The organism is Microbacterium sp. MYb62 (assembly GCF_002979475.1).
Classification (GTDB): domain Bacteria; phylum Actinomycetota; class Actinomycetes; order Actinomycetales; family Microbacteriaceae; genus Microbacterium.
In genome coordinates this window covers 144,321-168,576 of record NZ_PCOY01000002.1, presented here as the reverse complement: position 1 = coordinate 168,576, position 24,256 = coordinate 144,321, and the positions used below count along the sequence as shown (strand labels likewise).

Below are 24,256 nucleotides of genomic sequence, written 5' to 3'. Positions count from 1 at the left end.
GCTCACGAACCGCTCCCCTTCTTCTTCGAACGCTTCTTGCCGACCGGCTGCTGACGCTTGGGGGCCTCGGCCTTCGCCTTCTCCGCCTCTTCCAGCAGACGCTGCTGCTCGGCTTCGTATGCGGCCATCGGGACGACCTTGCCCGAGGAGTCGATCGCCTTGCCCTTGCGTGCGAGGCGCTCTTCCCGAGCCTTGGCGGCTTCCGAACCCGGAGTCGGCATCTCACGGATGACGAGGAACTGCTGTCCCATGGTCCAGAGGTTCGAGATGAACCAGTACACGACGACGCCGAGGGGGAAGAAGACACCCGAGAAGATGAAGCCCAGGGGCAGCACGTAGAGCATGATCTTCTGCATCTGGTACGCCTGGCCGGTCTTGGCCTCGGGCGACAGGTTCTTCGAGATGATCTGCAGCTGGGTGAAGAACTGCGAAGCGATCATGAGCACGACGAGCGTGACCAGGATGACGATCGCGGTGGTGTTCTTGGCGTCGACGGCATTGCCGAGGGTCTCGTGCAGCGAGGCGACACCGAAGAGCTTGGCGTCGTAGAACTCCTTGGTGAGCTCCGGGCTGAGCAGCCCGACACCGCCACTGCCGGCCTTCGCGTGCTTGCTGACATCGCTCAGAACGCTGTACAGCGAGAAGAAGATCGGCATCTGCACGAGGAGAGGCAGACAGCTCGACATCGGTGTCGTGCCGTGCTTCTTGTACAGCGCCATCGTCTCGCGGCTCATGGCCTCGCGAGAGAGCTGATCCTTCTTACCGCGATACTTCTCCTGAACTTTTCGCAGTTCAGGAGCAATTTCCATCATCTTTCGCTGGCTCTTGATCTGCTTCACGAAGAGCGGGATCAGGGCAGCTCGGACGACGATGACGAGTCCGACGATCGACAGCACCCAGGTGATGCCGGATGCGGCGGGCAGACCGACGGCGGTGAGCAGCCAATGCCACGCGACGAGGATCAGCTCGACGACCCACTTGAGCGGCCACAGGATGGTGCCGATCAGATCGAAGCCACCCGCAGCGGGGGCGTCGCTGGGAGTGGTGCTGGCTAGCAGAAGGTCAAGACCCACCGATCAGTCCTTTCGGGAAGGGACGACGAAACCGTGTGCAGTCAGGTCGTAGCGGAAGTGTTGATGCGGACGGACGTCGTCGACGCCTCCGCTGGTCCAGGGGTTGCAGCGGAGGATACGCCATGCCGAGAGCACCGCTCCCTTCACAGCGCCGTGCTGCTGTACCGCACCTACAGCGTAGGCGGAACAGCTGGGGTAGTACGCACAGACATCTCCGTACATCGGAGAGATCACCTTGCGATAACCCGTGAGGAACCCCAGGACGAGATTGCGGGGGACCAGCGGGATGCCACGCAGCAGATCCTGTGGCTGTACCTGTGCCGTGCCGATCGACGAGGCGGGCAACGCGGTCATGATGATCCCGCGGTCGACGAGGGGGCGAGCCTGCCGAGACAACGACGAACATCCGCCTCTAGCTCGGCGAACGACGCGATCGCGGATGCAGGAAGGGCACGGATGACGACATCCGTGCCCTCGGGGACGCGTGGGAGCGCCTCCGCGCACACGGCTTTGAGCCGACGACGCACGGTGTTGCGCACCACTGCAGTACCTACCTGCTTGCTGATGATGAATCCGAACCTCGCGGCCCTGCTCTCACCCGTCGACAGCATCGACGTGATGACGCGCGCCCCACCACAGCGGGAGCCACGACGAACGACCAGACGGTAGTCGCTCCCGCGGGTCAGCCGATACGGGCGGGCGAGCACAGCGGACTACGCAGAGAGCTCGGTGCGGCCCTTCGCACGGCGGGCAGCGAGGATGCCGCGGCCGGCACGCGTGCGCATGCGGGCACGGAAGCCGTGCTTCTTGGCGCGACGACGGTTGTTGGGCTGGAAGGTGCGCTTGCTCATGGGATCACTCCGGGAATGCTGCCACCGGATTCACTTCGACCGGAGACATGGGGAACTGCCAAAAATGGCATAAGTCAACCGACTTAGGGTACGTCTTCCTGGCGCACAGAGCAAATCTGCGCGTCCGCGACTCTATCCGAACCCGCCGGCGGGAGCGCGGTCCACCTCCGGTGGTGCGGACTGCAGCAGGCGAACGGTGATGGTGCCCGCGACGGGAGTATCACGGACACCGTACGAGAGGACCACTCGATCGAGGTTCGCTCGGCCGCCATCCGGTGTGATGATCATCTTCGTCGGTCGGAGGCTTTCCAGGAACTGCTCCACAGAGCTCTCCCGGCCCCAGCGCGCACGCTCCCAGACCTGAAACAGCTGGGAGGGTGCGGAGTCGTCACGCCGCATGGCGCCCTCGATCGTCTCACGGGCGATGCCGTCGGCGACGTCGGGATAGTCCAGCATCACGTCGATGTCGTCGATGAGCGTCTGGGTGAGCCGATCGGGGTAGTCGATCTCCAGACGCGTGGGAACCTGATCTCCGGCGAAATCGATGACCGCTTCCATCGAACCGCCCCCGGCACCGCCGTCGAGTTCGATGGGTCCGAGATAGCGACTCTCCATCGTGATCACACTCCCAGGTCTACGGTCAGACGTTCATCGGCGAGGAGGTTTCTCACGGTCTGCTCGGCGTTCGCGTCGGTGTTGAAGTAGTCCGCCGCCGTCGCATCGAACAGGTCATGCCCGCGCGAATACTCGGAGATGGTGAGATCGAGACAGCGGGCGACCAGACCGTGCAGGGCCGTCGCCTCCGCGTGCGTGCCCGTCGAAGATCGTCCGATCCCCGACGTTCGCGACGTCGGGGCGCTGGTGGGGGCGCTGCCGAAAGCGGATCTGGCCTCGGCGAGGGTCTCTTCGATACGACCCATGTTCCGTGACACGATGTTCGCGTCGGTCCGGTCCATCCGCATCGCGTTGTCCTGAACCGGGTACTCCGCCAGCGTCGACGCATCGAGGTTATAGCTCGCGATGTCACCGCGCATCGTGGAATCGGCCGACGTCAGCATCTCGGCCAGGGCCTTCTCCTGCTTGGTGATCGCTTCATCCAAAGTGTCCAAGGCTTTCACCAGGGATTCCAGGATCGAACCGTACGAGCTGCCCGAGACGGCAGCATTCGCCGTGATCCCGGCAACGGCCGTGTTCGCCGCGAGCGCGACTCCGCCGAGGCCGGCGACAGCAGCGACGGTACCTGCGCCGGCGGTCACGACCGAACCGACCGCACCCGCCACAGCAGCGAGAACCGTCAGCTGGAACGTCGCCGTCGCCGCGGAGGAATTCTTCGCCTGCGTCTCCCACGCCACCCGCGCACTGTCGCAGATCGTGGCCACGTCGTCTCCGACCGCGGGCCACATCGCACCGCATGCGGCGTAGTTCGCCTGGAGGATCTTCGCCGCCTGCCCGATGCCGGGGTGCACCGCGGAGAACTGCGTGAAGTACTTGTCGATGAAGGGGTCGCGGAAACTTCCATCCATCCGGTTCAGCACCAGTTCGGAGATCGTGCCGTTCGACGTGGAGATATCGCTTCCACCGATCGCATTCGGATCCGTCCCAGCGGCCCCGAGCGATGCCGCTGCAGAGTTCGCGGCGCTCTGGGGATCGGCGCATGCCGACCCGTCAGGAAGGCCGCGCCATCTCTGGACGACCCCGTCGATCGCCGCGCGGATCGCGTCGAACTCCGCGGCGCACGACACACCATCGCCGTAACCGACGCTCCCACCTCCCCCCGAGCCATCGGCTTCGGGGCGGAAGTACTGGTACGGAGCCCATCCCCACTTCGCGTAGGTGCCTTCGTTTCCCCACACGGGGTCGAAGCCCTGATCAGCCATCCAGCAATCGATGGCGGCGCGCTTCATCTTGCCGATGATGTCGTCGAGCTCTGCATATCCGGCCACTGCTCATCCCCCCGTTACGGTCGAGGGAGAGCCGCCGTCACGAATCCGGTCGCGCACTGCGAGCCGGAAGTCGGTCGTTCCCCCCGCCGGTATGCTAATCGAACCGTCGAAGCAGCGGGAGTATCTTCCTACCGAGAGGCCGCGATGACTGACCAACCGATCGGTTCCGTGAGCGGATCCGAGGTCTCAGAAGCCGACGGGACGGATCGCACGGCCGCACGGACGATCGCCAGCCTCGCGATCGTGGTGGGAATCATCTCTCTGGTGCTCACGGCAGCGCTCCTCATCCCGTACTACGCGCTCCAGAATCCCTGGATCATCCCCGTCTTCGTCGTCGCCGCGGCCGGCGCCATCGTGGCGATCGTCCTCGGTCGTCGATCGCGGCGCGCAGGAGCCGGATCGCGAGGCTCCGCGAGTCTGGGACTGGCTGCCGGCCTCACCGCCCTCCTCATCGACATCGTGCTGCTCATCGTCTTCATCGTCGGCATCTGGTCGCCCCCGTTGAATCGGGTTCAACTCGAAGGCACAGGACCGCAGGCCGGAGTGACCGCGTCCTTCAGCGGCGATACCGAGACCAGGACGCTTCCCTGGCCGGCGGTGGGAAGCGCTCAGTACACCACGGCGAAGTCATCGACGTGGATCACGATCACCGCGCCGAGCGACAGTGAGAACCAGACGGTCGGCTGCAAGATCTACTGGAACGACGAGCTCGTCGTCGAAGAGACCTCCGATTCCGGAACCGTCAGCTGCGAGTACGACGCCGACTGAGCACGTTCCCGGCCGGTACACACAGGAGCTATCCACAGCCTTCGCGCCTGCACCGAACACCTCTCACGCCCTGATTCTCTGCGGCAGGTTGCCGTTCGTGGCCGCGATGACTACCGTTGGCATCCGTAGTTATCCACAGGGGCAGCCTTCTTCCGCGGCCCCTCACCGAGCCTCGTCCGGAGCGTCATGTCATCACCAGCCCAGCCCGATGTTCCCATCTGGACCACGGTGCAGGAGCTACTGGTCGATGACGACCGCGTCACCCCGCAGCTGCAGGGCTTCCTGAGCCTGGCCGTCCCCGCCGGCGTCATGTCGGCGACCCTGTATCTCGAGGTGCCGAACGACCTCACCGCCGCGCAGATCAACAAGCGTCTCCGACTCCCGATCATGGAGGCTCTCTCCCACATCGGTGAGGAGGTCACCTCGTACCGCGTCGTGGTCAATCACGAGCTGGCGGAGCAGCAGACGGCACCGATCGCGGTCGGCGACTTCGGCCGCCACGAGCAGGCACGCGTGGAATCGCCCATGGAGCAGCCGACCCAGCTGCGTCACGAATCGCGCCTGAACCCCAAGTACACGTTCGACAACTTCGTCATCGGCCAGTCCAACCGATTCGCCCACGCCGCAGCGGTGGCCGTCGCCGAAGCCCCCGCCAAGGCCTACAACCCGCTGTTCATCTACGGGGACTCCGGGCTGGGCAAGACCCACCTCCTGCACGCCATCGGCGACTACGCCCAGTCGCTCTACGCCGGCGTCAAGGTCCGCTACGTCTCGAGCGAGGAGTTCACGAACGACTTCATCAACTCCATCGCGAACAACCGCGGCGCCGCCTTCCAGGCGCGCTACCGCGACGTCGACATCCTCCTGATCGATGACATCCAGTTCCTTCAGGGCCGCGCGGAGACACAGGAAGCCTTCTTCCACACCTTCAACACCCTGCACGATCACAACAAGCAGGTCGTGATCACCAGCGACGTCGCCCCGAAGCACCTCACCGGCTTCGAGGATCGGATGCGCAGCCGGTTCGAGTGGGGTCTGATCACCGATGTCCAGGCGCCGGACCTCGAGACGCGTATCGCGATCCTCCGCAAGAAGGCGCAGAGCGAGGCGCTCCACATACCCGACGAGGTGCTGGAGTACATCGCGACCGTCGTCTCGTCGAACATCCGCGAACTCGAGGGCGCCCTCATCCGGGTGTCGGCCTTCGCCAGCCTGAACCGCTCGGCGCTCGACATCTCTCTGGCGCAGACGGTGCTCCGCGACATCATCGACACGGCCGAGGACAACATCATCTCGCCGACCGACATCATCACGGCGACCGCGCAGTACTTCAAACTCACCGTCGACGATCTCTACGGCTCCAGTCGGTCGCAGCAGATCGCCACCGCCCGACAGATCGCCATGTACCTGTGTCGCGAACGGACGAGCCTCTCGCTTCCGAAGATCGGGCAGCTGTTCGGCAACCGCGACCACACCACGGTCATGTACGCCTACAAGAAGATCAGCGAGCTCATGAAGGAGCGTCGCTCCATCTACAACCAGGTCACCGAGATCACCACACAGCTCGGACGACGCTGACGCGCCGCATCTCCGAGAAAAAGGGGAGGATCGCACCTGAACGGGTGCGGGCCTCCCCTTTTTGCGTGCCCGACAGGGATTCTCATCGACCGATAGATGCCTCTATGCACATGTGGATAACTTGTGGATGACCGTGGATTCCATCGGGATGAATGTGGGCCGATCAGCCAAACCTGTGGATAACTCCGGGGAGGCCTCAATGGACCTGGATGCCGGTAACCCGCGGATTCCTCAGGGTTTCCACAACTGACAACTGTGTAGTTCCCTACTCGCTCTTGCTATCCACCGACTTATCCACAGTATCCACAGCTGTTAACACCGTTAAGGAGTTAAGTCATTCAAGAGCGCGATCCGATCACCAGACGGTGGGGACGACCCGACGAACGGATCACAAGAACCTCGGCGTAGGGATACGCCGGAGTGTGGGGCTAGCATGGGAAGCCCTGCACCGGCAGGGCCGATGACAACGCATCACAGTTCGACGACAAGGGAGCACCCGTGAGGTTTCAGGTCAACCGCGATGTCTTCAGCGAGGCCGTCTCGTTCGTCGTCAAGCTTCTGCCGCAGCGCAATCCCCAGCCGATCCTCGCCGGAGTGCTGATCGAAGCCGACGGTTCCGGTCTCACGCTCTCGGCCTTCGACTACGAAGCATCGGCGCGGACGACCATCGAGGCGACCGTCGACACCCCGGGCACGATCCTGGTCCACGGCCGACTGCTCTCCGACATCGCCAGCCGCCTTCCGAACGCTCCGATCGAGATCGCCGTCGAGGAAGACGGCGGCATCGCGGTGACCTGCGGGTCGGCGCGCTTCACCCTCGCCGCAATGCCGGTCGAGGAATACCCGTCCATCCCCGAGGTCACCGGATCATCCGGTGTCGTACCGGCCGACGATTTCGGCACCGCCATCGCACAGGTCGGGTTCGCCGCGTCCCGTGATGACGTGACTCCCGTCCTCACCGGTGTGCAGCTCGAGGTCTCGGGACACAACCTCAGCCTGGTCGCGACAGACCGCTATCGGGTCTCCCTGCGTGATGTGCCGTGGGATGGCGAAGCCGTCGAGGCCACGGCGCTGGTCCCCGCCCGCACGCTGCTCGAGGTCGGCAAGACCTTCGGCCACGCCGGAACCATCCAGGTGGCGTTCTCCGGAGCAGGCGACCGTGAGATCATCGCCTTCACCGCTGGCAACAAGACGGTGACTTCTCTGCTGATCAAGGGCAATTTCCCGCCCGTGCGGCGACTGTTCCCCGAGCAGACGGACCACTACGCGGTCGTCAACACCGCCGACCTCGTCGAGGCCGTGCGTCGAGTGTCGCTGGTGCTCGACCGCGCCGCTCCCCTGCGCTTCACATTCTCGAACGACAGCGTCACCATGGACGCGTCCGGCGGAGACCACGCACGAGCATCCGAGTCTGTCGACGCGATCCTCTCCGGAGGAGACGAGGTCACGCTCGGCCTGAACCCGCAGTACCTGATCGAGGCTCTCGGCGCCGTCAAGAGCGAGTTCGTCCGCGTGACGTTCACCTCGAGCGACAACGCCAACAAGCTGAGCCCCGTGCTCATCACGAGCCAGACCTCGGTCGACCAGGCGGGCCTCGATTCGTTCAAGTACCTGCTTCAGCCCAACCTCCTCCTTCGCTGATCCCTTCCGCTTCCCCCTACCCGAAACGTTCCCGGATCAGCCTTTCAGCCGATCCACGGGACCGTCGCAGGTGACGATGCTCCCGGAGCGAGCATCGGGAGGGGCCCGCGAAGCGGGAGGGAACCCGCTCTGCGAACGAAGGGAGCACCACATCTCCCGAAACCACGCGACCAACGAGCAGAATCAAGTGTCAGACCCCGAAGGTAGGCTGACTCCGTGATTGTGGAGCACCTGAGTCTGGTCGATTTCCGCAATTACGCGACCGCTGAACTCACCCTCCACCGTGGCCCGAACGTTCTCGTCGGACGTAACGGTCAGGGGAAGACGAATCTGGCGGAGGCCGTGGTTTTCCTGGCCACGCTCGGATCCCACCGGGTGTCGTCTGATGCGCCGATGGTCCGGGACGGGCAGGAGTTCGCGGTCATCCGCGCACGTCTCTCCCACGGAGAGCGCCGGGTCCTCGCCGAGATCCAGGTGAACAGGCAGGGTTCGAACAAGGCGCGCATCAACGGCTCGCCGTCGAAGCCGAACGAGCTCCCCCGCTACGCGCATGTCGTCCTGTTCGCGCCCGAAGATCTGCAGATCGTCCGCGGAGATCCGTCGGCGCGGCGTCGTTTCACCGATCAGCTCCTCATCCAGCGCACTCCTCGTCTGGCGGCCGTCCTCGCCGATTACGATCGTGTGCTCAAGCAGCGCAACGCCCTTCTGAAGTCGGCGCGGGCTCGCGGCATCCGTGGAGAGGGCTTGAGCACGCTGGATGTCTGGGACGACAAGCTCGTCTCCCTCGGATCCGAGATCATCACCGCACGCCAGCGATTGGCCGTGGATCTGCAGCAGCCGGTCGCCGATGCCTACGAGGCGATCGCCGGCGAAGACCATCGTCCGCAGCTGGAATGGGCGCTGTCGGTGGGCGGTGCTGATCCGGAAGAGGACGAGGACGGCGCCGGCGATGCCGCGGCGGAGTCGAGCATCGACCGGCTCGGTGATCCGAAGCACATCGCAGACCTGTTCCGCGCGTCGCTCGCTGCCAAGCGATCGAGCGAGCTCGACCGCGGACTCACTCTCACCGGTCCGCACCGCGACGATCTGGTGCTGCGGGTCCGCGATCTTCCTGTGAAGGGGTATGCCTCTCACGGGGAGTCGTGGTCGGTCGCCCTCGCGCTGCGACTCGCATCGGCCGAGCTCCTGCGCAGCGAATCCCCCGCCGGCGACCCGGTGCTGATTCTCGACGACGTCTTCGCCGAGCTCGATGCCGACCGGCGTCAACGGCTCGCCACCCTGACGGCAGGGTACGAGCAGGTGGTGGTGACGGCGGCGGTGGAGGAGGATATCCCCGTGGTGCTGCACGCCCATGTGGTGCGGATCAGCGGCGGAACGATCAGCGATGAGCGGGAGGTGGCGGATGACTGAGTCGGCATCGACACCCGCAGCATCGACACCCGCAGCCGAGGTTCCGGAGACCGTCGGCACCTATCTGCGACTTCGTGGTCTGCAGCCCAGCTCGAAGAGCTGGAAGCGCAAGCGGCGCATCACCACAGACGATGACAACGCGCCGTTCACGCCGGGGCGGGATCCCGGTGCTCTCGGGGCGGTGCTCGACAAGCTGAGTCGTGACTCGGGCTGGCAGATCACCCTCGCCAGGGAAGACCTCGTGCGTCAGTGGGCGGATCTCGCCGGCGCCGACACGGCGAAGCACTCCGAGCCGGTGTCTCTGGAGCGCGGTCTGCTCACCGTCAAGTGCGACTCGACGGCATGGGCGAAGAACCTGCAGTTCATGAGGGCGACGATTCTCACCGAGATCGGTCGGCGGTATCCGGAGGCGGGGGTCGAGAACCTTCGCTTCATCGGACCGGACGTTCCCTCCTGGAAATGGGGTCCCAGAGCCGTTCCAGGACGGGGCCCGCGCGATACCTACGGGTAGGGCACCACGCAAGGGGTCCGAAACGCTCAGAGGGCCACACACGGCCGTTGAGCGGCATTTCCCGACGAAACTCCGCTAGAATGGGAGTTCGTGATATCGATGTGGAGAATGCCCTCTGATGACGCCTGAATCCCCTGCTGACGAGACGGAATCGAACACCGGGGGGACCCCCGCAACCGAGGGCACCATTGCACCCAAGGCGAAGCAGCCTGGAGAGTACGGCGCGGATTCGATCCAGATCCTCGAGGGTCTCGAGGCCGTGCGCAAGCGCCCCGGTATGTACATCGGCTCCACGGGTCCTCGCGGTCTGCACCACCTGGTCTACGAGATCGTCGACAACTCCGTCGATGAGGCGCTGGCCGGCTACGCCGACACGATCTTCGTGACTATGCTCGCGGACGGCGGCGTGCGCGTCGTCGACAACGGTCGAGGCATCCCGGTCGATCCGCACTCGTCCGACCCGAACAAGTCGACCGTCGAGGTCGTGCTGACGATCCTGCACGCCGGTGGAAAGTTCGGCGGCGGCGCCTACGCCGTCTCCGGTGGTCTGCACGGCGTCGGCTCCTCGGTCGTGAATGCACTGTCGACGCGCTTCGACGTGGAGGTCAAGCAGAAGGGCTTCGTCTGGCGGCACAGCTTCGCCGACGGTGGCATCCCGCAGCAGAAGCTCGAGAAAGGCGAGGCGACCGACGAGACCGGAACGAGCATCACGTTCTGGCCGGACGCGTCGATCTTCACCGAGACGATCGAGTTCGAGTACGACACCCTCCGCACCCGCTTCCAGCAGATGGCATTCCTCAACAAGGGGCTGCGCATCGAACTGCGCGACGAGCGCGAGTCTTCCGCCTACGAGGTGGAGGAAGACGGCTCCACCGTCACCAAGCAGCCGGGAGACGTGTTCTTCTACGAGCGCGGCCTCGTCGACTACGTGGAGTACCTCAACAAGGTGCGTCACGCCGAGGTCGTCAACGACGAGATCATCGCGTTCGAGTCGGAGGACACCGAGCGCAAGATCTCGCTCGAGGTCGCGATGCAGTGGACGACTTCGTACACCGAGAACGTCTTCACCTACGCCAACACGATCAACACCCATGAGGGTGGAACGCACGAGGAGGGCTTCCGTGCGGCGCTGACCACCCTGGTCAACAAGTACGCCCGCGCGAACAACCTGCTCAAGGAGAAGGACGACAACCTCTCCGGCGACGACGTGCGCGAGGGACTGACCGCGGTCATCTCGATCAAGCTCGGTGAGCCGCAGTTCGAGGGGCAGACCAAGACCAAGCTCGGCAACACCGAAGCGAAGGCCTTCGTGCAGAAGGTCGTCGGTGATCAGCTCGGCGACTGGTTCGAGCGCAACCCGAACCAGGCGAAGAACGTCATCCGCAAGGCGATCGATGCCGCGACCGCTCGTCTGGCCGCCCGCAAGGCCCGTGAGACCGCTCGTCGCAAGAGCGTCTTCGAGTCGGCGGCCATGCCCGACAAGCTCAAGGACTGCACCAGCAAGGATCCGTCGATCAGCGAGATCTTCCTGGTGGAGGGTGACTCGGCCGGTGGTTCGGCCGTGCAGGGTCGCGACCCGCACACGCAGGCGATCCTGGCGCTCCGGGGCAAGATCCTCAACGTCGAGCGCGCGCGTCTCGACAAGGCCCTGGGTAACAAGGAAGTCCAGGCGATGATCCAGGCCTTCGGCACGGGCATCGGCGAAGAGTTCGACATCGAGAAGGCGCGCTATCACAAGATCGTGCTGATGGCGGATGCCGACGTCGACGGACAGCACATCACGACGCTGCTGCTCACGCTGCTGTTCCGCTACATGCGCGGGCTCATCGAGGCCGGCTTCGTATACCTCGCGATGCCGCCGCTGTATCGGTTGAAGTGGTCCAACTCGGCCCACGAATACGTGTTCAGCGATGCCGAGCGCGACGCCCTGCTCAAGCACGGCATCGAGAACGGCAAGCGCATCCCGAAGGATGCCGGCATCCAGCGCTACAAGGGTCTCGGTGAGATGAACCCGAAGGAGCTGTGGGAGACGACGATGGATCACACCACGCGCACCCTGCAGCAGATCACCATCGAGGACGCAGCCGCGGCCGACGAGATCTTCAGCGTGCTGATGGGCGAGGACGTCGAATCCCGACGCAGCTTCATCCAGCGCAATGCCAAGGACGTCCGCTTCCTCGACATCTGATGCCCGCGGGCTCAGACCAGATGTGTGACAGAGAGATTGATTCATGACTGACGAAGAACGCACCGCGCCGGAACACGATCACGGCAAGATCGACCAGGTCGACCTGCAGTCGGAGATGCAGCGCAGCTACCTCGACTACGCGATGGCCGTCATCGTGGGGCGCGCGCTCCCCGATGTGCGCGATGGTCTCAAGCCCGTGCACCGCCGTGTGATCTACGGCATGTACGACGGCGGATTCCGCCCCGACAAGTCGTTCTCGAAGTGCGCCCGCGTGGTCGGCGAGGTCATGGGCCAGTACCACCCGCACGGCGACTCGGCGATCTACGACGCCCTCGTCCGCCTGGTGCAGCCGTGGTCGCTGCGGTATCCGCTGGCTCTCGGCCAGGGCAACTTCGGCTCCCCCGGGAACATGGGCGCCGCAGCCCCTCGATACACCGAGACCAAGATGGCCCCGCTCGCGCTCGAGATGGTGCGCGACATCGAAGAGGACACGGTCGACTTCACCGACAACTACGACGGCCAGACGCAGGAGCCGACGGTCCTGCCGGCTCGCTTCCCGAACCTGCTCGTCAACGGCTCGGTCGGCATCGCGGTCGGCATGGCCACGAACATCCCGCCGCACAACCTCCGCGAGGTGTCCGACGCCGCTCTCTGGGCCCTCGACAATCCCGGGATCCCGCGCGAGGAGCTGCTCGACGGTCTGATCCAGCGCGTTCCCGGCCCGGACTTCCCGACCGGAGCGCAGATCCTCGGCACCAAGGGCATCCACGAGGCGTATCGCACCGGGCGCGGTTCCATCACGATGCGCGCGGTCGTCAACGTCGAGGAGATCCAGGGCCGCACCTGCCTCGTCGTCACCGAGCTGCCGTACCAGGTCAATCCCGACAACGTCGCGGTGAAGATCGGCGACCTCGCCCGTGACGGCAAGATCACCGGCATCGCCGACATCCGTGACGAGTCCTCCGACCGCACGGGTCAGCGTCTGGTCGTCGTGCTCAAGCGCGACGCGGTCGCGAAGGTCGTGCTGAACAACCTGTACAAGCACACCCAGCTGCAGGAGAACTTCGGCGCGAACATGCTCGCGATCGTCGACGGCGTGCCGCGCACGCTCGCGATCGACGGCTTCATCACGCACTGGATCTCCCACCAGATCGACGTGATCGTCCGCCGCACGGAGTTCCGCCTCCGCGAGGCCGAGAAGCGCATGCACATCCTGCGCGGATATCTGAAGGCGCTCGACGCCCTCGACGAGGTCATCGCGCTCATCCGTCGGTCGCAGACCACGGCGGATGCGAACGAGGGTCTCCAGAAGCTCCTCGACATCGATGAGATCCAGGCCGATGCGATCCTGCAGATGCAGCTGCGTCGCCTCGCAGCTCTCGAGCGTCAGCGGATCATCGACCAGGCCAACGAGCTCGAGGCGCAGATCACCGACTACAAGTCGATCCTGGCCGACGAAGGTCGTCAGCGTACGATCATCCGTGAGGAGCTGACCGGCATCGTCGACCGCTTCGGAGACGAGCGGCGCACGCACATCCTCCACGGCTTCGACGGCGACGTCTCGATGGAAGACCTCATCGCCGAGGAGGAGATGGTCGTCACCGTCACGCGCGAGGGGTACATCAAGCGCACGCGCAGCGACAACTACCGTTCGCAGCACCGCGGCGGCAAGGGCGTCAAGGGCGCACAGCTGCGCGCGAACGACATCGTCGAGCACTTCTTCGTGACCACCACGCACCACTGGCTGCTGTTCTTCACCGACAAGGGTCGCGTCTACCGTGCGAAGACCTACGAGGTGCCGGAGGCCGGACGCGACGCGAAGGGCATGCACGTCGCGAACCTGCTCGCGCTGCAGCCGGACGAGAGCATCGCTCAGGTGCTCGACATCCGCGACTATCAGGTGGCGGAGTACCTGGTGCTGGCGACGCGCGAGGGTCTGGTCAAGAAGACCAGGCTCGAGGCGTACGACACCAACCGTCAGGGTGGCGTGATCGCGATCCGTCTGAACGACGAGGACGAACTGGTCAGCGCGCTCATGGTGAACAAGGAGGACGACATCCTCCTGATCAGCCGCCGGGGCATGTCGGTGCGCTTCGAGGCGACCGACGAGGCGCTTCGTCCGATGGGTCGCGCCACGGCCGGCGTGCGAGGGATGAAGTTCAAGCTCGACGAGGACTGCCTGCTGTCGGCATCCGTCGCGGCACCCGGGAAGTTCGTGTTCGTCGTCACCGACGGCGGCTACGCGAAGCGCACCGCCGTCGAGGAATACCGCGTGCAGGGACGTGGCGGAACGGGCATCAAGGTCGCCAAGCTGAACGACGATCGGGGCACTCTCGCGGGCGGTCTGATCGTGTCCGAGGACGACGAGGTCTTGGTGGTTCTGTCCAGCGGCAAGGTGGTACGCTCTGCCGTGGCCGAGGTCCCCGCCAAGGGTCGAGACACCATGGGAGTGGTGTTCGCCCGGACGACGGAAGCCGATCGCATCCTCGCCATCGCCCGTAACGGTGAGCGTGGCCTCACCGAGGACGAGGTGGATGCGGAGGATGCCGAGACCCAGGCCTCCGAGACGACACAGACCCCCGAGGATACAGACGCATGAGCACAGTGGCCGACAAGCTGGCGAAGAAGTCGACCCGCAAGACCAGCGGCAAGCAGGTCAGGCTTCGCCTGGTCTACGTGGACTTCTGGTCGGCCGTGAAGCTGTCCTTCCTCGGTGCGGTCGCCCTCGCGGTGGTCACCATGGTCTCGTTCTTCCTCGTCTTCCTGGTGCTCCAGGCCACAGGGGTCATGACCACGACGGAGAAGTTCCTGGTCGGGATCACCGACAACACGTTCGTGCTCTCCGAGGTCGTCGGGCTGCCGCAGGTGATGGCGTTCGCGGCAGTCGTCGCGATCCTGAACCTGATCGTCTTCACCGTGCTCGGTGCCGTGGTCGCGGGAATCTACAACCTCGCCGTGAAGGTCACCGGCGGACTGCTCGTCGGGTTCATGTCGAACTGACCCGGAGGCGATCTCCGAAACGGATTCGATGAAGGGCGGATGCTGCGGCATCCGCCCTTCATCGTTCTCCGGCGGCGAGAAGACACCCGCCGATCCCGCCTGATCCCGGTTACGGAAAACCCGAAGCGGAGTGTCCGGTTGACTCGGTGTCGTGCCCGCCGGCCCCGCCGTACCTTGGAAGCATGACCACTCAGACTGCAACCCCGGCTCCCGCAACGGCGGTGAAGCCGCCGTTGCGCATCTTCCTCACGATCCTGCATCTGGCAGGCGTCGGTGCTCTCGGCGGTGCCATCCTCGGAATGCTCGGCGGGCTCCTCGGCACCGGCCTCGGACTCATCCTGGCCGCGGGCATCGGCCTCGTCCTGCTCGTGGGCCTGGTCTACGCCCTGTACGGGCTCGGGTGGTTCGAGGTGGCCCGCGTCGGCGCGCTCTACCGCACGTCGATCGCACCGCTGCGCGCACAGCCACGCGACCGCCCCGGCTTCGTGGGCTGGTTGCGTTCGCTCGGGCGTCAGGCGATCGACGGGCGCATGTGGCGCGCGATCGCCAACTTCGCGATCGCCGCCGTTCTCGGCGCCATCGTGCTCCGTCTCTTCTGGGGCTTCGTGTGGTCGATCATCATCGCCTTCGCCCCGCTCACCGCCGCAGACGCCGTGATCGGACCCTTCGGCGGCACAGGCATCCCCGTCTCATGGGCGCCGCTCGTCGGCATCCTGGGCATCGCCGCGTGCGTCGTCGGGACGATCGGACTGGCTCTGCTGCACCGCACCATCGCGCTCGCGATCGTGGTCCGTCCGAAGGAGACCGAGCTCACCGAGCGGGTCCGCACGTCGACCGCGCAGCGGGAGGGCGCCGTGCGCGCCGCCGACGTGGAGCGCACACGCATCGAACGGGACCTGCACGACGGGGTTCAGCCGCGACTCGTCTCGGTCGGCATGACCCTCGGCCTCGCTCAGCAGAAGATCGACAACGATCCCGAGGCCGCGAAGGAACTGATCAACGAGGCGCACACCTCGACCAAGGCGGCCATCACCGAACTGCGTCAGCTCGCACGCGGCATCCACGCCTCCGTGCTCGACGACCGCGGTCTCGACGCCGCGCTGTCGGCGCTCGCTGGGCGCTCGCACATCCCCGTCCATCTCGACGTGCGGATGGACGGGCGGTGCAGCCGCGAAGCCGAGGCCGCCGTGTACTTCTCGATCGCCGAATCGCTGACCAACGCCGCGAAGCACTCGCGGGCCAGCGAGGCGCGCGTGATCGTGCGGTTGCGCGAGGGCAAGACGCTCTGGGCGCGGGTGGAGGACAACGGCATCGGAGGCGCGCAGGTGCAGCCCGGCGGTGGCCTCGACGGCATCGCGAATCGCATCCTCGCTGCGGGTGGGACCTTCCGTCTCGACAGTCCGCAGGGTGGACCGACCAGCCTGGAGGTGAACGTCCCGTGCGCATCCTGATCTGCGAGGACTCGGTCCTCCTCCGCGAAGGACTCGTCCGTCTGCTCGAAGACGCCGGCCACGAGGTGGTCGCCGCTCTCCCCGACATCGACGGTCTCGAAGAAGCCGTCGTGAAGACGGCACCCGACCTCTGCATCCTCGACGTCCGTCTCCCTCCGACGTTCACCGACGAGGGCATCCGGGCGGCACTCGCGCTGCGATCGACGCATCCCTCGCTCGCCATCCTCGTGCTCTCCCAGTATGTCGAGGAGCGCTACGCCTCTGATCTGATCGCCGCGCAGGGAGGTCCGCTCGGATATCTGCTCAAGGACCGCGTCGCCGACGTCTCCGAGTTCCTCGCCTCCGTGCAGCGCATCTCGGAGGGCGCGACGGTGCTGGATCCCGAGGTCGTCGCCCAGCTGTTGACGCGGCGCAACCGCGATGACCGGATGATGCGGCTCACCGAGCGCGAGCGCACGGTGCTCGCGTTGATCGCGGAAGGCAAGTCGAATCAGGCGATCGCCGGACTGCTGTTCCTCTCGGAGGCCAGCGTCGAGAAGCACATCACCTCCATCTTCCAGAAACTGGGCTTCGATCCGGACGAGTCAGGCAATCGTCGTGTGCTCGCCGCCCTCGCCCACATCGAGAACACCGGTGGCCCGACGCCGCCGACCGGCCTGACAGGAGTGGCACGATGACCACCGAGAACAACGGCGCCCCGGGCGAGCACACGCCGCTCACCCCGCCGCCCGCCTCCCCGCCCGCTGCTCCGCCGCAGCCGACCGCTCAGGCGGCGCCCGCGCCGCAGGCTTCGACGAATCCTCCCTCCCCTGCTCCTCCCGGTGATCGCTCGTCCGGCGCGACGGCGGTGCTGGTCGTGACCGCCGTGTTCGGCGGGATCGCGCTGCTCGGAACCGGTGGTACCGCCGCAGCGGCTGCTGCGGGGAACATCATGTCGTCGAGCCGCCCCGACTCCGTGCAGACGATGGGGGTGGAGGGGATCGAAGGACTCGACATCGACGCCGACGCGAGCAGCATGCGGGTCGAGTTCGGCGACGTCGACGAGGCCGAGCTCGCCATCACGAACGGCCGAGGCACGGCGTGGACGTTCGAGCGCGACGGTGATGAGCTGGTCGTGCGCAGTCCGCAGGGTGTGTTCGGGTGGTGGTTCGGCAACTGGTTCGGTGATGAGGAGATCGCCGTGCTCACGCTGCCGGAGAAGCTGCGCAGTGCCGACCTCGATGCGGACATGACGCTCGATGCCGGCAGTCTCGATGTGGTCGGAGACTTCGGCACCCTCGACATCAACGTGAATGCGGGTGCGCTCGACCTCGAAGGGGCGGCGAGAGAACTCGATGTGCAGATGAGTGCCGGCCGCGCCGACGTACTGCTCGACGGTGTCGCCACCGCCGACCTCGGCGTATCCGCAGGGAAGTTGACGGTCGAGCTGACCGGCACGCCTCCGACGCAGACCGCGATCGACGTGAGCGCCGGATCGCTCGATCTGACCGTTCCCGATGTCGCGTATGCGGTCACTCACGACACCAGTGCCGGCACTCTGAACACCGTCGTCGACGAGGATTCGAATGCGCGGAGGACGATCGACGTATCGCTCTCGGCCGGATCCGCGACGATCCGACCAGGACGCTGAACGCGGACGAGGGCGAGGACTCCCCGGGGTCCTCGCCCTCGATTCGGATTTTCCGTCTTTCTCCGGTAAAGTCTTGGAGGTTGACGGGGCTATAGCTCAGGCGGTTAGAGCGCTTCACTGATAATGAAGAGGTCCCAGGTTCAAGTCCTGGTAGCCCCACACTTTTAACTCAAGAAATTCCCTCACGGGGCCTTAGCTCAGTTGGTAGAGCGCCTGCTTTGCAAGCAGGATGTCAGGAGTTCGAATCTCCTAGGCTCCACAGGATCGAGAAGCCCCTGGCAGCTGCCGGGGGCTTCTTCTGTTCACGGGGGATCGCTTCGCGGTCACCGTGAGACTCGAAACCACCCGGCAGACGCCCCTGCGGTCTTCGGGGCAATGTCAGTCGAGACCGATCTGGTAATGGATCATTCCCGACCGTGAGGCGACGTGATCGTAGAGCCCCCGAGCGGTGGTGTTCGACTCCGCGGTGAGCCAGTAGACCTTCGCCGAGCCGTGCTGTTCCGCCCATCCGCGCACGTGCGCGATCAAAGCCCTGCCGACACCGCCGCCGCGGACGTCAGGAGCGACGAACAGGTCTTCGAGGTAGCAGTAGTCGGCCGTGGTCCACGTCGCCGGGTGCGTGAGCCAATGGACGATGCCCACCGCTGCACCGTTCTCGTCACGGGCGAGAGCTCCGTGGATGCCGGAGTGGCTGTCGACGAGGCGTTCGAAGGTCGCCGCAGTGATCTCCTCATCGAGTTCCGATTCGTAGAAGGAGAGGTAGCCGTTCCAGAGTGCGAGCCACTCGGTGCGGTCCTCGGTCGTGATCGATGTGATCGTCGTCATGACTCGAGCGTACTGACCGGGGCGCAACGGCTGCGCCTCACTCGGCGGGACGCAGTTCCCGCAGGATCGTGGCGTGGCGGACGAGGAACGTGCGCTCGTCGAGCTTCTTGCGGCGCAGCCACCCGGTGACCTCGTCGTTGTGCTTGCTCGCGTTGCAGGATGCGCAGGCCGGCACCACGTTGTCGAGCGTGTAGCGGCCGCCACGGGAGATGGGCTGGATGCAGTCGCGCTGCAGTGCGGCACCGTCACCACCGCAGTAGGCGCATCCGCCCCAGGCGTCCATGAGGTCGTACCACTGGGCATCGGTGAGATCGTTGTCGACGCGGGCGAGCCGATTCTGCCGCCGCTTGGCATAGCGTGCACGGGTCGCCGGCGACGCGGTGGTGGAAGTGACCTTGCGGCGGCGGCGCATGGGCCGATGCTATCGCGGTGCTCGATCGACGTCGGTCAGCCGACGCCGACCGACGTCAGTTCGTGCGGCGCGACGTTCAACCTCTCGCCGCCCTCGGCCGTCACGAACACGATGTCCTCGATGCGGGCGCCCCAGGACCCGGCGAAGTAGATGCCGGGCTCGATGCTGAACGCCATGCCTTCGCGAAGCACCAGGTCGTTGCCCGGAGCGATGTACGGCTCCTCGTGCACCGAGACGCCGATGCCATGGCCCGTGCGATGCAGGAACGCCTCGCCCAGACCGGCGTCGGCGAGCACGGTTCGCGCCGCGGCATCCACCTCGGCTGCGGTGGCCCCAGGACGCACGGCATCCACCGCCGCCTGCTGCGCCCGCACCAGCACGGCGATGCGCTCGGCCGCTGCAGGGTCGGGCGTGCCGACGACGTAGGTCCTGGTGCTGTCGGAGTTGTAGCCGCTCGGCACGGCTCCTCCGATGTCGACCACGACGACATCGCCGTCTTCGATGACCCGGTCGGAGACCTCGTGGTGCGGGTCTGCGCCGTTCGGCCCGGAGCCGACGATCACGAACTCGACCGTGCGGTGGCCCTCGGCGACGATGGCCTCGGCGATGTCGGCCGCGACCGCGCGCTCGGTGCGGCCGGCCCGAAGCCACTCGTGCACGCGGCGGTGCACCGCGTCGATCGCCTCTCCGGCCCGACGCAGTTCGGCGATCTCCTCGGCGTCCTTGATCATGCGGCCCTCGCGCAGCACCGGGGTCGCGAGTTCGAGACGCACGCCCAGTCGCTCGCCGATCGGGATGACGTGCAGGGCGGGGAGAGCATCGGAGACGCCGACGCGCGACACGGTGCCGACGGCGTCGGTGACCAGCGCGTAGGGGTCTTCGCCGTCGACCCAGTCCGCGACGGCGAGTGCGAGTTCGCCGACCGCGGTGGTGCGCACCTTCGCGAGCTCCATCCGCGGGACGACGATCGTCGGCGCGAGGTCGGGGCCGATCACCAGGGCGGTGAGTCGCTCGATGGTGTCGCCTTCGACGCCCACCAGATACTGCAGATCGGGACCCGGGCCCACGATGATGGCGTCGAGCCCGGCCTCAGCGGCGAGGGAGGCGGCGCGGGCGAGTCGGGCGGCGTACACGGAGGCGGGGAAGGGCAGTGTGCTCACGGCTCCACGCTACTGCGCGGGCGGGTTCAGGGCACCCTGATCCAGAGGCGATCTCAGCCCGCGCGCACGGCACGGGGAGGCACCCCGTAGTGCGCACGGAACACCCGGCTGAAGTGCGCGGGGTCGACGAAGCCCGCGGCGATCGCGATCTCGGCGATGGAGCGGTGCGCCTGGTAGGGATCGGTGAGCGCGTCGTAGCAGCGCTGCAGTCGGCGACGGCGGATCACCGTCGAGACCGTGGAGCCCTGCTCGCTGAACATCGCGTGCAGGTGCCGCACCGAGATGTAGTGCGCCGCGGCGATCTGCGACGGTGAGAGCTCGCTGTCCGCGAGGTGCACGTCGATGTAGGTGAGGATGTGGGTCAGGGTCGCGGAGTGCGCGCTCACCGGGCCTTCCGTGGCGGCGAGGTTCGCCTCCAGCACCGTGCTGAGCATGTCGACGGCCGTGCGCAGCATCCGTCGTGCGATGCGGCTGTCGAGGTTGTGCGCCCCCTCGGCGAGGGAACCCAGGTAGGGCCCGACCATCGCGCCCAGGGCTCCACCCGCGTTCAGCCGGGTGGCGGTGATGCGGCTCGTGTCCTCCGACGGGATGTCGAGCAGCACTTTGGGGAACATCACGACCGACATCTGCACCGCGTCGTCGAACAGCAGCGAGTACGGGCGGTCGGTGTCGTACAGCGCCATGTCGCCGCTGCCGAGCGCGGTCTCGCGGCCGTCCTGCACGATGAGGCCGCTGCCGCGCTCGATGCGGGAGAACTTGAAGTACTGCTGCGGGGCGCGGGAGATGAGCGACGGGGTGCGGTGCACGCCGTGTCCGTCGGCGTCGATCGCGAACACGTGGATGTCGCCGGCGGCGGTGGCGTCGATCGCGCCGCGGAAGCGATCCTGCTCCGGCGCGGTCACATCGAGCGCGACGACGGCACGGGACACCGCATGGCGGTAATCGAGGAACGACAGACTCTCCATCAAGGCTCACCCCACTGTGGCCGATCATATACGATGCTACATTTTAGCATCAGCCCCCTGTGCCCGCGTAGACAAGTGTTCTGCCCTCGCCGTCAATCGATGACGCCCGGCCCTGGCGAGTATGAGGACATACCCGAGCATCGAAGGAGCTGCGCCATGGTGACGTCCACCCCCACAACGTCGACGACGAGAACGGCCGAACATCGGCGACTCGGCGTCTTCGCGGTCGCGTTCATGATCATCGCGGCGTCCGCGCCCTTGACGGTGCTCGCCGGTGGGGTGACCAGCGCCTACGCGGTCACGCACGTCGACGGCATCCCGTTCGGCTACATCGTGCTGGCGGTCGCGCTCGCCGTCTTCGCCATCGGCTACGCGGCCATGAGCAGGTTCGTCACCAACGCCGGTGCGTTCTACGCCTACGTCGCGCAGGGCATCGGACGCCCGACCGGCGTCGGCGCATCGATCCTCGCGTTCCTCTCGTACAACGCCATGCAGATCGGCATCTACGGCATGCTCGGGTTCCAGATCAGCTCGTTCATCGAGTCGAAGACCGGGTGGGCGAGCCCCTGGTGGGTGTGGGTGCTCCTCACGATCGTGCTCGTCGGCGTGCTCGGCGTGCACCGGGTCGATCTCTCGGCCAAGGTGCTGGGGATTCTCGTCGCGCTCGAGTTCGTCGCGGTGATCGTGTTCGACGTCTTCGCCTTCGGCAACCCGGCCGAGGGGTTCACCGCCGCCCCCATCACCCCGTCGGCGCTGTTCGTGCCGGGGGTCGGGGCCGTCCTCGCGTTCGGCATCGCGGCGTTCATGGGCTTCGAATCGGCGGCCATCTACGGCGAAGAGTCGAAGGACCCGAAGCGCACCATCCCGCGCGCGACGTTCCTCGCTGTCGGTGTCTCGGGCCTCTTCTACGCGCTCTCCTCCTGGGCGCTCGCGCTCGCCGTCGGCCCGAGCAAGATCACCGATCCCACCGGCATCTCTCCGGAAGAGGCCGGTCCCCCGCTGTTCTTCAACTTCATCGCTGAGCACCTGGGTGTGATCTGGGTCGATGTGATGTCGATCCTGTTCATCACGAGCCTGTTCGCCGCCCTCGTGAGCTTCCACAACGCCGTCGCGCGATACGCGTTCTCGCTCGGACGCGAAGGCGTGCTGCCCCGGGTGCTGGGCACCGTCCGCATCAAGAGCGGTGCACCGTGGGCCGGGTCGCTGCTGCAGTCCGCCATCGCCGTCGTCGTGATCGTCGGTTTCGCGATCGGCGAGCAGGGCTGGAACCCCGAGAACGGTCCGTACCCGGTGATCACGCTCTTCACCTGGCTCACCAACCTCGGCGCCTTCGGTCTCGTGCTGCTCCTGGTGTTGGTCTCGGTCGCGGTGATCGGCTTCTTCCGACGAGATCGGCGCGAGGTCGGTGCCGGCAGCAGACTGATCGCTCCGATCATCGCGTTCGTGGCGCTCGCGATCGTCTGGGTGCTCATCCTCGTGAACTGGGACGTGCTGCTCGGTCAGACCGAGTCCACTCCCACCACCTTCATCCTTCCGGCCGTTCTCCTCGTGCCCTCGGCGCTCGCCGTGGTGTGGGCACTGTGGCTGCGCCGGGCCCGACCTGAGGTCTACCGTCAGATCGGGCATGGCACCGAGCTGCCGGAGAACCCGCACCTGGGTGAGCCGGCGGTCGAAGCGACGAGAGGAAACCAGTGAGCACCCCGGACACCCGATTGACGTTCCGCTATCTGTCCGAGCCCGACACGATCGCGGCGGGAGTGACGGACATGGGTCTGTGCGTCGACGTGATGGAGGAGACCCTGCGCCTCGTCGACGTCGGCGACTACCGGATGGGCGGTCCCGACGGGAACTCCCATGGCTCCATGGTCACCTTTCCCGCGGCGTCGTCGCACGACGGGATGCCGCTCGACGGGCCGCACCGGCGGATGATGGCGATGCCGGCCTACCTCGGGGGAACGTTCCAGACGGCCGGATGCAAGTGGTACGGGTCGAACATGGCCAACCGCGAGAACGGGCTCCCCCGCTCGATCCTGATGCTCACGCTGAGCGACAAGGACACCGGGGCGCCTCTCGCGCACATGTCGGCCAACCTGCTGAGCGCTTATCGCACCGGGGCCGTGCCGGGTGTCGGCGCACGTCACCTCGCGAATCCCGATGCCCGGAGCGTGGGCATCGTGGCACCCGGCGTCATGAACAGGACCACGCTCGAGGCGTTCGTCGCGGTGCGCCCCGAGCTCGACACCCTGAAGATCGCCGGACGCAGCCGTTCGAGCATCGACTCCTTCGTCGAGTGGGTGCGACGGGAGTATCCGCAGTTCACGTCCGTGACGATCGTCGACAGCGTCGAGGACGCCGTACGCGACAGCGATCTGGTCACGATCGCCCCCACGACGCCGGCAGGGTCGGCGAACTACGTGCGGATCGAGAAGCGGTGGATCACGCCCGGAGCGCTGGTGAGCCTGCCCGCCGACATCATGATCGACGACGATCTACTTCGGGGCGCTCGGCACATCGCGGACTTCCGCGGTCTCTACGAGGCATGGAGCGAAGAGGTTCCGCACCCGGCCCACGAGCACATCGGACTCCACGGCATGTACCTTCTCGACCGCATCCGCTCCGGCGACGTCGGCGGCGACGCCCTCGAGAACCTGCCAGCGATCATGAGCGGCGAGGCCGAGGGGCGCCGGAGCGAAGACGAGATCTTCCTGTATTCCGTCGGTGGGATGCCGGTGGAAGACGTGGCGTGGGGAACCGTCGTCTACCGGCGCGCGGTGGCCGAAGGCATCGGCACCGAGCTTCTCCTCTGGGACACCCCGGCGCTCGCATGACCGGCGTCCATCCCCCATCGTC

23 protein-coding genes and 2 tRNA genes are annotated in these 24,256 nt (G+C 66.1%); 15 read left to right on the top strand and 10 right to left on the bottom strand.

Annotation, left to right across the window (positions count from 1 at the left end; genetic code table 11):
* Positions 1 to 2: 2 nt before the first annotated feature.
* The 6 genes from yidC to CQ042_RS03240 all read right to left on the bottom strand — a co-directional run bounded on the left by yidC (position 3) and on the right by CQ042_RS03240 (position 3,867).
* Positions 3 to 1,073, bottom strand: coding sequence for a membrane protein insertase YidC (yidC, locus tag CQ042_RS03265; protein WP_105668792.1), 1,071 nt, complete (start codon positions 1,071 to 1,073; stop codon positions 3 to 5).
* A gap of 3 nt (positions 1,074 to 1,076) precedes the next feature.
* Positions 1,077 to 1,427: a membrane protein insertion efficiency factor YidD gene (gene yidD / locus CQ042_RS03260; RefSeq protein ID WP_105668791.1), complete on the bottom strand. Its 351-nt coding sequence runs from the start codon at positions 1,425 to 1,427 to the stop codon at positions 1,077 to 1,079.
* Positions 1,424 to 1,780, bottom strand: coding sequence for a ribonuclease P protein component (rnpA, locus tag CQ042_RS03255; protein ID WP_105668790.1), 357 nt, complete (start codon positions 1,778 to 1,780; stop codon positions 1,424 to 1,426). Before rnpA ends, yidD begins: the two co-directional genes overlap by 4 nt.
* A gap of 6 nt (positions 1,781 to 1,786) precedes the next feature.
* Positions 1,787 to 1,924 carry a 50S ribosomal protein L34 gene (rpmH, locus tag CQ042_RS03250; RefSeq protein ID WP_013584598.1) on the bottom strand — a complete coding sequence of 46 codons (138 nt, stop codon included), beginning with the start codon at positions 1,922 to 1,924 and terminating at the stop codon, positions 1,787 to 1,789.
* A 132-nt stretch (positions 1,925 to 2,056) separates the two neighbouring features.
* The gene (locus tag CQ042_RS03245) at positions 2,057 to 2,539 is read right to left on the bottom strand and encodes a hypothetical protein (protein ID WP_146115333.1); all 483 of its coding nucleotides are present in this window, start codon (positions 2,537 to 2,539) and stop codon (positions 2,057 to 2,059) included.
* A 5-nt stretch (positions 2,540 to 2,544) separates the two neighbouring features.
* Entirely contained in the window at positions 2,545 to 3,867 is a 1,323-nt protein-coding gene (locus tag CQ042_RS03240) for a hypothetical protein (protein ID WP_105668788.1), read from the bottom strand.
* A gap of 144 nt (positions 3,868 to 4,011) precedes the next feature.
* On the opposite strand from CQ042_RS03240, the gene CQ042_RS03235 reads away from it, so the two are divergent.
* The 13 genes from CQ042_RS03235 to CQ042_RS03175 all read left to right on the top strand — a co-directional run bounded on the left by CQ042_RS03235 (position 4,012) and on the right by CQ042_RS03175 (position 18,303).
* Positions 4,012 to 4,635, top strand: a complete 624-nt coding sequence (locus CQ042_RS03235) for a hypothetical protein (protein ID WP_105668787.1) — start codon at positions 4,012 to 4,014, stop codon at positions 4,633 to 4,635.
* Positions 4,636 to 4,821: 186 nt separating this feature from the next.
* Entirely contained in the window at positions 4,822 to 6,213 is a 1,392-nt protein-coding gene (gene dnaA / locus CQ042_RS03230; RefSeq protein WP_105668786.1) for a chromosomal replication initiator protein DnaA, read from the top strand.
* A gap of 498 nt (positions 6,214 to 6,711) precedes the next feature.
* Positions 6,712 to 7,854 carry a DNA polymerase III subunit beta gene (gene dnaN, locus CQ042_RS03225; RefSeq protein ID WP_105668785.1) on the top strand — a complete coding sequence of 381 codons (1,143 nt, stop codon included), beginning with the start codon at positions 6,712 to 6,714 and terminating at the stop codon, positions 7,852 to 7,854.
* A gap of 216 nt (positions 7,855 to 8,070) precedes the next feature.
* A complete protein-coding gene (recF, locus tag CQ042_RS03220; RefSeq protein WP_105668784.1) occupies positions 8,071 to 9,264 on the top strand; it encodes a DNA replication/repair protein RecF in 1,194 nt (397 codons plus the stop codon).
* Positions 9,257 to 9,775 carry a DUF721 domain-containing protein gene (locus tag CQ042_RS03215; RefSeq protein ID WP_105668783.1) on the top strand — a complete coding sequence of 173 codons (519 nt, stop codon included), beginning with the start codon at positions 9,257 to 9,259 and terminating at the stop codon, positions 9,773 to 9,775. The genes recF and CQ042_RS03215 overlap by 8 nt, the downstream gene beginning before the upstream one ends.
* Positions 9,776 to 9,893: 118 nt before the next feature.
* Complete coding sequence (gene gyrB / locus CQ042_RS03210; RefSeq protein ID WP_181157422.1) at positions 9,894 to 11,963, top strand: DNA topoisomerase (ATP-hydrolyzing) subunit B; 2,070 nt, start codon at positions 9,894 to 9,896, stop codon at positions 11,961 to 11,963.
* Between the two features lie 43 nt (positions 11,964 to 12,006).
* Complete coding sequence (gyrA, locus tag CQ042_RS03205; protein WP_105668782.1) at positions 12,007 to 14,562, top strand: DNA gyrase subunit A; 2,556 nt, start codon at positions 12,007 to 12,009, stop codon at positions 14,560 to 14,562.
* Positions 14,559 to 14,963: a DUF3566 domain-containing protein gene (locus CQ042_RS03200; RefSeq protein WP_105668781.1), complete on the top strand. Its 405-nt coding sequence runs from the start codon at positions 14,559 to 14,561 to the stop codon at positions 14,961 to 14,963. Before gyrA ends, CQ042_RS03200 begins: the two co-directional genes overlap by 4 nt.
* A 182-nt stretch (positions 14,964 to 15,145) precedes the next feature.
* Entirely contained in the window at positions 15,146 to 16,414 is a 1,269-nt protein-coding gene (locus CQ042_RS03195) for a histidine kinase (protein ID WP_105668780.1), read from the top strand.
* Entirely contained in the window at positions 16,402 to 17,091 is a 690-nt protein-coding gene (locus CQ042_RS03190) for a response regulator transcription factor (protein ID WP_105668779.1), read from the top strand. The genes CQ042_RS03195 and CQ042_RS03190 overlap by 13 nt, the downstream gene beginning before the upstream one ends.
* Positions 17,088 to 18,044 (top strand): DUF4097 domain-containing protein, encoded by a 957-nt coding sequence (locus CQ042_RS03185; RefSeq protein WP_258131991.1) that lies wholly within the window; start codon positions 17,088 to 17,090, stop codon positions 18,042 to 18,044. Before CQ042_RS03190 ends, CQ042_RS03185 begins: the two co-directional genes overlap by 4 nt.
* 85 nt (positions 18,045 to 18,129) lie before the next feature.
* Positions 18,130 to 18,203 (top strand) — tRNA-Ile (locus CQ042_RS03180).
* Positions 18,204 to 18,230: 27 nt separating this feature from the next.
* Positions 18,231 to 18,303 (top strand) — tRNA-Ala (locus tag CQ042_RS03175).
* 119 nt (positions 18,304 to 18,422) lie between these two features.
* On the opposite strand, the gene CQ042_RS03170 is transcribed toward CQ042_RS03175, so the two are convergent.
* Genes CQ042_RS03170 through CQ042_RS03155 form a run of 4 tightly spaced genes read right to left on the bottom strand, consistent with a single transcriptional unit; the run spans position 18,423 to position 21,406 of the window.
* Positions 18,423 to 18,869, bottom strand: a complete 447-nt coding sequence (locus CQ042_RS03170; RefSeq protein ID WP_105668778.1) for a GNAT family N-acetyltransferase — start codon at positions 18,867 to 18,869, stop codon at positions 18,423 to 18,425.
* A gap of 37 nt (positions 18,870 to 18,906) precedes the next feature.
* On the bottom strand, positions 18,907 to 19,281 hold the full coding sequence (locus CQ042_RS03165; protein WP_105668777.1) for an HNH endonuclease: 375 nt from the start codon (positions 19,279 to 19,281) through the stop codon (positions 18,907 to 18,909).
* A gap of 35 nt (positions 19,282 to 19,316) precedes the next feature.
* On the bottom strand, positions 19,317 to 20,441 hold the full coding sequence (locus tag CQ042_RS03160; protein WP_105668776.1) for a Xaa-Pro peptidase family protein: 1,125 nt from the start codon (positions 20,439 to 20,441) through the stop codon (positions 19,317 to 19,319).
* Positions 20,442 to 20,494: 53 nt separating this feature from the next.
* Complete coding sequence (locus tag CQ042_RS03155; protein ID WP_105668775.1) at positions 20,495 to 21,406, bottom strand: helix-turn-helix domain-containing protein; 912 nt, start codon at positions 21,404 to 21,406, stop codon at positions 20,495 to 20,497.
* Positions 21,407 to 21,562: 156 nt separating this feature from the next.
* Between CQ042_RS03155 and CQ042_RS03150 the strand changes: the two genes are divergently transcribed.
* Positions 21,563 to 23,101 (top strand): APC family permease, encoded by a 1,539-nt coding sequence (locus CQ042_RS03150; protein WP_105668774.1) that lies wholly within the window; start codon positions 21,563 to 21,565, stop codon positions 23,099 to 23,101.
* A complete protein-coding gene (locus CQ042_RS03145; RefSeq protein WP_105668773.1) occupies positions 23,098 to 24,234 on the top strand; it encodes a tyramine oxidase subunit B in 1,137 nt (378 codons plus the stop codon). The genes CQ042_RS03150 and CQ042_RS03145 overlap by 4 nt, the downstream gene beginning before the upstream one ends.
* The last annotated feature ends 22 nt before the right edge of the window (positions 24,235 to 24,256 follow it).